Here is a 1,892-nt window from a genome sequence, read left to right on the forward strand (position 1 = left end):
GATGCCAGCTTGAATCATGCTCAAAGACTGATGTGAATCCCTTTTGTCAACACAACCTAGGGTTGGACACGGATCCATCCGCCAGGATGCCGCAGGATCAACAGATCGTGCTGCTGAACCGGGAAACATCATTTCCGGCGCAGCCGGCAGAACGAATTGGAGAGGCTTAAATGCTTGGTTTGAAGCTGAGGGATGAGTTCAAAGGGCGGCGCCTCAAAGGGACGGCGATTGAGCTATCCAACGATGCGAATACAGGGGCAACACAGGTTCCGGCCCGTGACTTTCTTGAGATCACGTACCCTACGCTCGATCTATTGAAAGGCATAGAAGCCGTCGGCCCCCAGCAAGGTCGACCGGTTGTAGTCATTGGTGAACGCGGCCTCGGTAAGTCACACCTTATGGCGGCTCTCTATCATACTGTTAGTGATCCCGCCTCAACCGGGGATTGGTTGAAGAGCTGGTCCACTACCCTGTCTGACCCGGCGATCGGTCAAATCCCGCTGCGGAATGGCATGCTCGTCATCGGGGAAAGCCTCCATCGTCAGCGCTATAAGTTCCTCTGGGACATTCTGTTCGAACGACATCCGCACGGCACGTATATCAAGGGGAAGTGGGAAGGTATGGGTGCCAGCAAGACTGACATTCCGTCCGACCAGCTCATCCTCGAGATGCTGCGGCATTCGCCGACGATGCTGCTGCTCGACGAGTTTCAGACTTGGTTCGACGGTCTCACGAATACCAAGCAGTATCCGTGGAAAAACTGGGCGTTCAACTTCATCCAGATCCTCTCTGAGATTGCAAAGGAGTACCCCGAACTCCTCGTGCTCGTGGTTTCGGTTCGAAACGGGACAAGCGACGCATACCAGCAGATCCACAGGGTGAATCCCGTTCAGGTGGATTTCCGTGCTGGCGGTAGCCCGGACAAGATCCAGCATGATCGCCGTCGCATGCTCCTCCATCGGCTGTTTGAAAACCGGTTGCAGATCGGCTCCTCGGCAATTGAGGGCACCCTCGACGTTCACATCAACGAATATTTTCGGCAGCTCGGTACGCCATCTTCCGAACAGGACAGGAAGCGGCGAGACTTTGTCGAATGCTGGCCCTTCGCGCCGCACCTCCTGCAACTCTTGGAGGATCAGGTGCTTGTGGCGACAGACGCCCAAGAGACGCGCGACCTCATCCGCATCTTGGCGAACCTGCATAAGAGCAGCGGCGAGAACGCGCCAATTTTGACAGCTGCCGATTTTCGGCTCGACGACGATGCATCCGGGATCGGAGCACTTCTGGACTCGGTTGCCAATCAGCAACACCGCGCCCTACGCGACAAAGCCCTTCGTAACCTCACCTCCGTAACCGAAGCCGTGCCAGACCACGCCTCGAAGGTCCCACATCTTCAGGAAATCATCGGCTCGCTGTGGCTGCGGTCAATAGCGGTCGGAAACATGGCCGGCGCAGAGCCTTCTGTTCTGCAAATCGACCTGACGCGGGCAAAACCAGTCGATGACAATGCTTTCCAGGTTGAGCTCGCAACGGTCATCGAGAACAGCTTCAATATCCACCAAGATGGAGCACGGCTCGTCTTCAAGGAAGAGGAAAACCCTCAGGCCAAAGTCATGGCCTCCGCGAGAAATGACAGGCTTTTCACGGATGGATCGGACCTCATTCAACTCGCTAAGGAAACCCGCTACGTCATCGGTGGCAGCGAGGAAGTCGCCAAGACATTCCGTGTCATCGCGTTGCCCCGCAATTGGCTGAACGACCCTTGGACGGGCTTGGACGAGAGTGAACAGCCCGAGCGTTGGGACGACAGGCTACCGGGCACCTCGATTTTTCACTGAATTCCTCTGAACGGACGAGATCAGCGGCTTGAAGCGGGGACTGCGACCGCCCGC

Annotated in this window: 1 protein-coding gene; it reads left to right on the forward strand. The window is 56.6% G+C overall.

Annotated features, from left to right (window positions below; genetic code table 11):
- Positions 1–170 precede the first annotated feature (170 nt).
- Positions 171–1,838: a DUF499 domain-containing protein gene (locus ACFSCT_RS00120; RefSeq protein WP_379139258.1), complete on the forward strand. Its 1,668-nt coding sequence runs from the start codon at positions 171–173 to the stop codon at positions 1,836–1,838.
- Positions 1,839–1,892: the final 54 nt, after the last annotated feature.

This window comes from Paracoccus pacificus, from assembly GCF_042680785.1.
Classification (GTDB): Bacteria; Pseudomonadota; Alphaproteobacteria; order Rhodobacterales; family Rhodobacteraceae; genus Paracoccus; species Paracoccus pacificus.

Bases quoted from the DNA above. Each gene is read 5' to 3' on its own strand.
- ACFSCT_RS00120 (WP_379139258.1), top strand. From the start codon at position 171: ATGCTTGGTTTGAAGCTGAGGGATGAGTTCAAAGGGCGGCGCCTCAAA.